This is a genomic window from Microbacterium sp. LMI12-1-1.1, from assembly GCF_040676455.1.
Classification (GTDB): Bacteria; Actinomycetota; Actinomycetes; order Actinomycetales; family Microbacteriaceae; genus Microbacterium.
Map to the genome: position 1 here is coordinate 1,540,210 of NZ_JBEGIA010000001.1, position 7,805 is coordinate 1,548,014.

Annotated in this window: 9 protein-coding genes; 5 read left to right on the top strand and 4 right to left on the bottom strand. The window is 71.9% G+C overall.

The genetic code is table 11. The features are described 5' to 3' along the window. Window positions 1–152 precede the first annotated feature (152 nt). The 4 genes from MRBLMI12_RS07190 to MRBLMI12_RS07205 are packed head-to-tail and all read left to right on the top strand — an operon-like array spanning window position 153 to window position 3,721. A complete protein-coding gene (locus tag MRBLMI12_RS07190; RefSeq protein ID WP_363355173.1) occupies window positions 153–1,076 on the top strand; it encodes an ABC transporter ATP-binding protein in 924 nt (307 codons plus the stop codon). After that, window positions 1,073–2,692, top strand: coding sequence for an ABC transporter permease (locus tag MRBLMI12_RS07195; protein WP_363355175.1), 1,620 nt, complete (start codon window positions 1,073–1,075; stop codon window positions 2,690–2,692). Before MRBLMI12_RS07190 ends, MRBLMI12_RS07195 begins: the two co-directional genes overlap by 4 nt. 17 nt (window positions 2,693–2,709) lie before the next feature. After that, the gene (locus tag MRBLMI12_RS07200) at window positions 2,710–3,180 is read left to right on the top strand and encodes a GbsR/MarR family transcriptional regulator (protein ID WP_349425405.1); all 471 of its coding nucleotides are present in this window, start codon (window positions 2,710–2,712) and stop codon (window positions 3,178–3,180) included. 10 nt (window positions 3,181–3,190) lie between these two features. Beyond that, on the top strand, window positions 3,191–3,721 hold the full coding sequence (locus MRBLMI12_RS07205; RefSeq protein ID WP_349425406.1) for a ribonuclease H family protein: 531 nt from the start codon (window positions 3,191–3,193) through the stop codon (window positions 3,719–3,721). Between the two features lie 3 nt (window positions 3,722–3,724). Here MRBLMI12_RS07205 and MRBLMI12_RS07210 read toward each other — a convergent pair whose 3' ends face one another. After that, window positions 3,725–5,191: a PLP-dependent aminotransferase family protein gene (locus MRBLMI12_RS07210; protein WP_363355178.1), complete on the bottom strand. Its 1,467-nt coding sequence runs from the start codon at window positions 5,189–5,191 to the stop codon at window positions 3,725–3,727. A gap of 19 nt (window positions 5,192–5,210) precedes the next feature. Here MRBLMI12_RS07210 and MRBLMI12_RS07215 point away from each other — a divergent pair, with 19 nt between their 5' ends. Then, the gene (locus tag MRBLMI12_RS07215; protein WP_363355180.1) at window positions 5,211–5,591 is read left to right on the top strand and encodes a hypothetical protein; all 381 of its coding nucleotides are present in this window, start codon (window positions 5,211–5,213) and stop codon (window positions 5,589–5,591) included. A 107-nt stretch (window positions 5,592–5,698) separates the two neighbouring features. Here MRBLMI12_RS07215 and MRBLMI12_RS07220 read toward each other — a convergent pair whose 3' ends face one another. The 3 genes from MRBLMI12_RS07220 to MRBLMI12_RS07230 all read right to left on the bottom strand — a co-directional run bounded on the left by MRBLMI12_RS07220 (window position 5,699) and on the right by MRBLMI12_RS07230 (window position 7,689). After that, on the bottom strand, window positions 5,699–6,061 hold the full coding sequence (locus MRBLMI12_RS07220) for a VOC family protein (protein ID WP_349425409.1): 363 nt from the start codon (window positions 6,059–6,061) through the stop codon (window positions 5,699–5,701). Between the two features lie 99 nt (window positions 6,062–6,160). Then, the gene (locus tag MRBLMI12_RS07225) at window positions 6,161–6,643 is read right to left on the bottom strand and encodes an NUDIX domain-containing protein (protein WP_363355182.1); all 483 of its coding nucleotides are present in this window, start codon (window positions 6,641–6,643) and stop codon (window positions 6,161–6,163) included. A gap of 32 nt (window positions 6,644–6,675) precedes the next feature. Next, complete coding sequence (locus MRBLMI12_RS07230; protein WP_363355184.1) at window positions 6,676–7,689, bottom strand: aldo/keto reductase family protein; 1,014 nt, start codon at window positions 7,687–7,689, stop codon at window positions 6,676–6,678. Between the last annotated feature and the right edge of the window lie 116 nt (window positions 7,690–7,805).

Here is a 7,805-nt window from a genome sequence, read left to right on the forward strand (position 1 = left end):
TTCCGGGGAGGGCGGCCGCCCGTTGGCGGCCCGGCGGCGGTTAGGGTCCCATCCTGCCCGATCGCGGCCGCTCCGACGCCCCGCGCGACGGGACCGTGAGGAAAGCGTGAGGAGTATTCACAAATTTGTGAATTACGCGTAGCCTCAGCGCCATGTCCACGATCATCCGCACCAGCGGCCTCACCAAGCACTACGGCCGCGTCCACGCCCTCGACGGGCTCGACCTCACCGTCGACGAGGGTCAGATCCACGGATTCCTCGGACCCAACGGCGCCGGCAAGTCCACCACGATCCGCGTTCTCCTCGGGCTCGCGCGCAAGACCGGCGGCGAGGCATCCGTCTTCGGTCAGGATCCGTGGCGCGACGCCGTCCCCCTGCACCGTCGCATCGCGTACGTGCCGGGGGATGTCAGCGTGTGGCCCAACCTGTCGGGCGGCGAGGCGATCGACCTGATGGCACGCCTGCGCGGCGCCTCGCGGCACGACCCGGCATTCGTGGCGCAGAAGGAGCGCCTCGCCGAGGCGTTCCAGTTCGACCCGCGCAAGAAGGGCCGCGCGTACTCGAAGGGCAACCGGCAGAAGGTCGCGCTCATCGCCGCCTTCGCGGTGCCCGCCGACCTGTACATCCTCGACGAGCCGACCAGCGGCCTGGACCCGCTCATGGAGGTGATGTTCCGCCACGAGATCGCACGGGTCCGGGCGGCGGGCGCCACCGTGCTGCTGTCGAGCCACATCCTGTCGGAGGTCGAGCAGCTCTGCGACCGCGTGTCGATCATCCGCTCCGGCCGCATCGTCGAGGCGGGCACGCTCGCCGAGCTGCGCCACCTCACCCGCACCGAGGTCTCGTTCCAGGGCACGGATGCCGCGGCCATCGCCGGCATCCCCGGTGCCCACGACGTCGTCGTCGAGGAGGGCCGCATCAAGTTCACCGTCGACAGCGACGCCGTGACATCCACCCTCCCCGCCCTGGCCGCACGTCAAGCCGCAGGCTTGCGCATCGCGCCGGCATCGCTCGAGGAGCTCTTCCTGCGCCACTACGGCGACGAACTGGCCGAGATGGACGGAAACGGGCGATGACGCGATTCTTCGCGCTGCTCGGCCAGCGCGTCCGCCGGGACTGGGTGCAGGTGCTGCTGTGGTCGGCGGGCACCGGCCTGCTCGCCTACGCGTCGTACGTCGGCGTGGCGGGCTCCTACGGCACCGAGCAGGACCGCACCTCGCTGCTCGCCGCCGCCCTCGCGAACCCCGTCATCCTGCTGTTCCGCGGCCTGCCCTCCGGCACCGATCAGGGCGCGTTCATGGTCTTCCTGATCTTCCCGTGGCTCGCCATGCTGGCGGCGTTCATGAGCACCTTCCTCGCGGTGCGGCACACCCGCGGCGACGAGGAAGCCGGCCGCGCCGAGCTGGTCGCCGCGACTCCGGCGTCTCGCACGCTCCCCTTCGTCGCGACCGCGACCCACGGCCTGCTCGCGAACCTCCTGCTCGGCGCGCTGACGGCCGCCGCCTTCCTCGCCGTCGGCCTCAGCGTCGAGGGCTCGCTCCTTGCCGGCGCGGCCGTCGGCGCCGTCGGCGTGACCTTCCTCGGCGTCGGGCTCGTCGCTGCGCAGCTCGTGCGCACGTCGCGCGGAGCCAACTCCCTGGCCGTCTGGACCCTTCTCATCACGTTCGTGCTCTCGGGCATGGGCAACGCGATCGGCACGCCGAACGACGACCTCACGCGCATGGAGAGCTCGTGGCTCACCTGGCTCTCCCCCTTCGGATGGGGCGAGAACACGCGGGCCTTCGACGAGAACCTGTGGTGGCCCGCCGCCCTCTGCCTCGGCGTGGGCGTCCTGCTCGTCGTGATCTCGGCGGTGCTGGTCTCGGCCCGCGATCTCGGCGGCAGCTTCATCGCCGAGCGGCGGGCGCGGGCGGATGCCTCCGCCGCCCTCTCGACTCCCACCGGCCTCGTCTGGCGCCTCACGCGGGGCGCGGTCATCGGCTGGACCGTCGGCGGGCTGCTCGTCGGCATCCTCTCGACGTCGCTGGCGTCGATCGTCCAGGAGGTCGGCGCCGCCAACCCCGCGGTGGAGGAGATCCTGCGGCAGATCTCGGGCGAAGGCAGCGTGGAACAGGGCACGGTCACGACCTTCTTCACCATGCTCGGCGTGCTCGCGGCCTGCGCGGCGGTGCAGGTGGTCTGCCGTGCCCGGCAGGAGGAGGCGCACGGCACCGCCGAGCCGCTGCTCGCCGCGCCCGTCGGGCGGGTGCGGTGGCTCGCGGACTACCTCGTCGTGGCCCTGCTCGCGATCGTGCTCGTGATCGCGGCGGCGATCGGGGGCGCGGCGATCGGCATCGCCTCGCAGGACGGCGACATGGGCCTCATGCGCACGGTGCTCGTCACGGGCGCGGGACAGGTCGCCGCGGCATCCGTGTTCCTGGTTGTGACGGCGCTCGTGTTCGTCGTCCTTCCCCGGCTGACCATCGCCGTCGGCTGGACCCTGGTCGTCGTCGGCATGATGCTCGGCCTCTTCGGCCCGCTGTTCCAGTTCCCGGACGAGCTGGTGCACCTCTCTCCCATCGCCGTCACACCGCTGCTGGACGGCGACGACATCGATGTGCGCGGGCTGTGGTGGCTCCTGCTCGCGACCGGCGCGGGCGCCGTGGCCTCGCTCGGGCTGATGCGGCGGCGCGAACTGGAAGCGGGAGGATAGTCATCGAAGGGGGCGATGTGAGCAGCGACCATCCGGGCGTCGAGTCCGCCGAGCAGGCGGCCGCGATGCTGACCAGCGCCGGCATGGCGCGCATGCCCGCACGCGTGATGATGGCCCTCGTCGGCTCCCCCGACGAGGGCTACACCGCGGCCGAGCTCGGCGACCGCCTCGGGGTGTCGGCGGCGGCGGTGTCGGGCGCGGTGCGGTACCTGGTGTCGATGCGACTCATCCAGCGACTCTCGCGACCCGGAGATCGGCGAGACCGCTACGACCTCACCGACGACGCCTGGTCGGGGATGATCACGGCGAACGCGCCGCTGTACTCCGCCCTCGCCGGCCACATCGACCGGATCGCCGACGCCAACGACGGCGCACCGGCATCCGTTGCGAGGGCGCGCGACGTCGCCGACTTCCTGAGGTATCTCGCAGAGCGGATGCCGCACCTCGCGGCGGAATGGCGGGCCGAGCGCTCCACGGGCGCACGGTAGCCTTGCCCGAGTGACTGACGCGCCGCGCTACATCGTTGCCACCGACGGAGCCTGCAAGGGCAACCCCGGGCCGACCGGCTGGGCGTGGGTCGGCGAGGACGGGCACTGGGCCGCGGGCGCGATCCCGCTCGGCACCAACAACGTCGGCGAGCTGATGGGTCTTCTCAAGGCGATCGAGGACCACGCCGACGTCGAGAACCTCGTGGTGCAGGCCGATTCGAAGTACGCGATCGACACCTACACGAAGTGGATGGACGGCCACCGCCGGCGAGGCTGGAAGACCTCGACGGGGGCTCCGACCAAGAACGTCGACATCCTCGAGCAGCTGATCGTCGCCCGCGATGCACGCCGGGCGGCGGGCATGCCCGACGTCGTGCTCGAGCACGTCCGCGGGCACTCCGGGCACGTGCTCAACGCGTGGGCCGACGAGCGCGCCGTGCGGGCGTCCGAGCACGCGGCCAAGGGCGTCGCGAGCGCGTGGTCGTCACTCGGCGCGCAGGACCGCATCGACGTCTCGACACGCCCCAAGAACGGCCGCTGAGCCTCAGAGCTGCGCCCGGTACTCCTGCCAGGCCTCGCCGAGCCGCCGCACGCCCTCCTGCAGCAGCGCCTCCGGCGCGGTGTAGGGCACGCGGATGTGATCGTCGTAGGTGATGGATGCCGTGAACTCGGTGCCGCCCGCCACGGCCACCCCGCGCATCGAGGCGACGCGCGAGAGCGCGGTCGCCGAGCCCACGGGCAGCCGCGCCCAGACAGCCAGGCCGCCGCGCGGCGGCGTCACCTGCCAATCGGGAAGGTGCTGGGCCATCGCTGCGAGCAGCTGGGCCGAGGCGACCGCGTGCGTCTCGCCGACGGAGCGGCGCAGCGCCCGGGCCTCGTCGACGAGATCGAGCGCGAGCAGCTGCGCGGGGACGCTGGTCGACTGATCGACGAGCTGGCGCAGGGCGCGGAGGCGCCGCACCAGCACGGGGTCGGCGCGCAGCCATCCGATCCGCAGTCCGGACCAGCACCACTTCGACAGCGAGTCCGCGACGATGATCGGGGCGTCCGGGCGCAGGGCGGCGAGCGTCGGCGGCACCACCCCGTCGAACGAGATGTGCGCGAGAACCCGGTCCTCGAGCACCGGCACGCCGTACTCTGCGGACAGGTCGGCGATCCGCTGCCTCCCCGCCGTCGGCAGGCGCGTGCCCGTCGGGTTGTGGTGATGCGGGTTCACGGCGACGAGCACCGGGCGCAGCGCCACGATCGCCGCCTCGAGCTCGTCGACGTCGATGCCGTCGGGACCGATCGTCACGCCGTGGACGCGGCCGCCGCGGCGGCGCACCGAGTCGGCGAGCCCCGGCCACGTGACCGACTCGGTGAGCACGACGTCGCCCGGCGACACGAGCTCGTCCACCACGAGGCTGATCGCCTGCTGGGCGCCGTGCGTGACCAGGATCTGGGCGGCTGTCGCCGGGGTTCCCTCCTCCTCGAGCAGCGCGGCCAGGCGCGCACGGAGGATCGGCAGCCCCGCGGGATCGGTCTCGGCCAGCGTCACCGGATCGAGGGTCGGCGCGTGCGCGCGCACGATGTCGAGCGCCAGCGGCGGCATCGCCGGCACGGCGCGGAGCAGGTCGATGCCCGACGGCAGAGCGGAGAACAGGCCCTCGCCGCGGGCGGTCCGCTCCCGGACCGGGAGCGCCGCGCCGACGTGGCCGGCGACCCGGGTGCCGCTCCCCTGCCGCCGCTCGACGAGCTCGTCCTCGCTCAGCAGCGCGTAAGCGGCGACGACGGTGCCGCGCGAGACCGAGATCGCGCCGGCCAGCGCGCGCTCGGCGGGAAGGCGGTCGCCGGGACGCAGCTCGCCGCCCTCGATGAGCGCGGCGATCGCCTGCGCGAGCTGGACGGTGAGCGTGCCGTCGCCCTGCGCCCACCGGCCGAGCCGGCCGGCAAGCCGGGAGGCCTCGACGGTGCCGCCGAGTGCCACCCGGTGGTCCACCAGCCGCTCATTGGCCCTGTGAACAGTCGTCATAGCACCGCATTCTGGTCCAATGTTCACGTCAGACGCCACCGCTTCCGCCACTCTCGGGCCAGTTGCACCCGATTGGACCATTCAGGAGCTCGTCGCGTGGATCGCCGACGACGACGCCCGCTCCCACGACGAGACCCTCCGGCCCCTGCTCTCGGCCGTCCTCGCCGACCTCGCGCCCGACGCCTCGTCGTCACTGGCTCCGCGGTCGCCGGTGGCGCTCGTGCGCGCGGTCGCGGCTCGACTGCGCGCCACGCCGGAGCTGCGCGACGTCGCGGTCCGCGACCTCGCGGGGAACGCGATCAGCGCCGGGTCTGCACCGGTCACGGCGGCCACCGCCGGCCGCCGCGCGCCGACGCCGGCACCGGCATCCGTCCGCCGCCCGAGCCTGCGACTCACCTGAGCCCGCACCACTGCGTGGGGATGCCGTTCCCTGTGAGCGCGCCGTGCCCGAGTGGCGCGCTCGGGCCTGGGACCTGCCGCGCACGGTCGCCGACCCGCGACCGGGGGTCAGCTCTCGGTCATGCCCTCGTAGAGGCCGATCACGTTGCCGTCGGGGTCGGCGAGCACGGCCCACCAGCTCGTCGGAGAGATCTGGCTCTTCTCCATGAGCACAGTGCCGCCGGCATCCTTGGCCGCCGCGACCGTCTCATCGATGGAGTCGACCTCGACGTACGAGCGGGGCTGCGTGAAGCCGTCCTCGCGCGGCGCGAGGCCGCCCCCCGAGATCTTGTTGGGCGCCTGCCACATCGGGTAGCCCTCGAAGCCGGGGATCTCCGCGATCTGCCAGCCGAACAGGCCCGAATAGAACTCCGTCGCCTTGCCGAGATCGGTGACGGGGATGTCGATGTGCGTGATGTCGCCGTGAGCCATGGGGGTTCCTCTCGTGCGGATCCGACCCGGTCAGTCTCCGCCGACGGCAGTGCGGCCACAAGACCCCGATGCCGGGCGGCCCGGGCTGCCCGAAGGGAGTCAGCGCCCGGAAGAGGCTTCGCCGAGATGCTTCTCGAGCGCGTCGATCGCCGGACGCTGACCTTTCACCAGGCGCTCGCGGGCGGCATCCAGGTCCGTCCACTCGACGCGGTCGACCTCGGGGAACCGCGCCGTCCGCCCCGAGCGCGGCGGCCACTCCAGCTCGAACTCGCCGAACGCGATGCCGTCCAGCGAGAACGCCGATCCGTCCGCCACGAACACCGTGACCCGCTTGCCCGACGAGTATGCGAACGTGCCGAGCTCGGCGTACGGCGGCTCGGGCGGGTCGAGGCCGAGCTCCTCGCGGAACTCCCGCCGTGCGGCATCCAGTGCGCTCTCCTCGCCTTCGGCGAACTCGCCCTTGGGGATCGACCAGGCGCCGGCATCCTTGCTCGCCCAGAACGGCCCGCCCATGTGCGCGATGAGTACGTGGGGTTCGGGCGTGATCCGGAAGAGGAGGATGCCGGCGCTGGTGATCGCCATGTCGAGGGCGCGGGGGCGTCGAGGCTGCCGGGTCAGACCAGACGGGTCTCGGGCGACACGGTGTACGTGTCCTCCGGGTCGCTGTAGACGACGTCGCCCAGGGCGGCGTCGATCGCGGCGAGGGTGTCGGCGTCGAGCACGACGCCCGAGGCCTTCACCGTCTCGGCGAGCTGCTCGGGACGCGATGCCCCGACCAGCGCCGACGCGACGTTCTTGTTCTGCAGCACCCAGGCGATGGCGAGCTGCGGCATCGACAGCCCGGCCTGCGCGGCCACCGGCTTGAGGCCCTGGACAGCCTGGAGCACCTCGTCACGGAGGAAGGACTTGATGAATCGTGCGCCGCTCTTCTCGTCCGTCGCGCGCGAGCCCTCGGGCACCGGCTGACCGGGCAGGTACTTGCCCGACAGCACGCCTTGGGCCATCGGCGACCACACGATCTGCGAGATGCCGAGCTCCTCGGCGGCCGGCACGACCTTGCCCTCGATCACGCGCCACAGCGCGGAGTACTGCGGCTGGTTCGAGATGAGCTGCACGCCGTAGCTCTTGGCGAGCGCGTGACCCTCGCGCAGCTGCTCCGCCGTCCACTCCGAGACGCCGATGTAGAGCGCCTTGCCCTGGCGGACGACGTCGGCGAACGCCTGGAACGTCTCCTCGAGCGGCGTCTCGTAGTCGAAGCGATGCGCCTGGTACAGGTCGACGTAGTCGGTGCCGAGGCGCGTGAGCGATCCGTTGATCGACTCGAAGATGTGCTTGCGGCTCAGGCCGGTGTCGTTGGGTCCCTGGGGGCCGGTCGGGAAGTAGACCTTGGTGAAGATCTCGAGCGATTCGCGGCGCTGACCCGTCAGCGCCTTGCCGAGGACTTCCTCCGCCAGCGTGTTGGCGTACACGTCTGCGGTGTCGAACGTGGTGATCCCGGCATCCAGTGCCGCATGGACCGTCGCGATGGCGGCCGAGTCGTCGACCTGCGAGCCGTGGGTGACCCAGTTGCCGTAGGTGATCTCGCTGACCTTGAGACCGCTGTTTCCGAGGTACCGGTAATTGACCATGAGGAAAACGCTACCTGCCTCCGCAGAGGTGCCGGCGCGATCCCGCTCACCTGTCGCGAATGGTGAGCCTCGTCCCCGATTCGTGACAGGCGAGCGGTCGGGGGTGAGGACCGGCA

Bases quoted from the DNA above. Each gene is read 5' to 3' on its own strand.
- MRBLMI12_RS07195 (WP_363355175.1), top strand. From the start codon at position 1,073: ATGACGCGATTCTTCGCGCTGCTCGGCCAGCGCGTCCGCCGGGACTGG.
- MRBLMI12_RS07225 (WP_363355182.1), bottom strand. From the start codon at position 6,643: ATGGCGATCACCAGCGCCGGCATCCTCCTCTTCCGGATCACGCCCGAA.
- MRBLMI12_RS07220 (WP_349425409.1), bottom strand. From the start codon at position 6,061: ATGGCTCACGGCGACATCACGCACATCGACATCCCCGTCACCGATCTC.
- MRBLMI12_RS07210 (WP_363355178.1), bottom strand. From the start codon at position 5,191: ATGACGACTGTTCACAGGGCCAATGAGCGGCTGGTGGACCACCGGGTG.
- MRBLMI12_RS07215 (WP_363355180.1), top strand. From the start codon at position 5,211: ATGTTCACGTCAGACGCCACCGCTTCCGCCACTCTCGGGCCAGTTGCA.
- MRBLMI12_RS07190 (WP_363355173.1), top strand. From the start codon at position 153: ATGTCCACGATCATCCGCACCAGCGGCCTCACCAAGCACTACGGCCGC.
- MRBLMI12_RS07230 (WP_363355184.1), bottom strand. From the start codon at position 7,689: ATGGTCAATTACCGGTACCTCGGAAACAGCGGTCTCAAGGTCAGCGAG.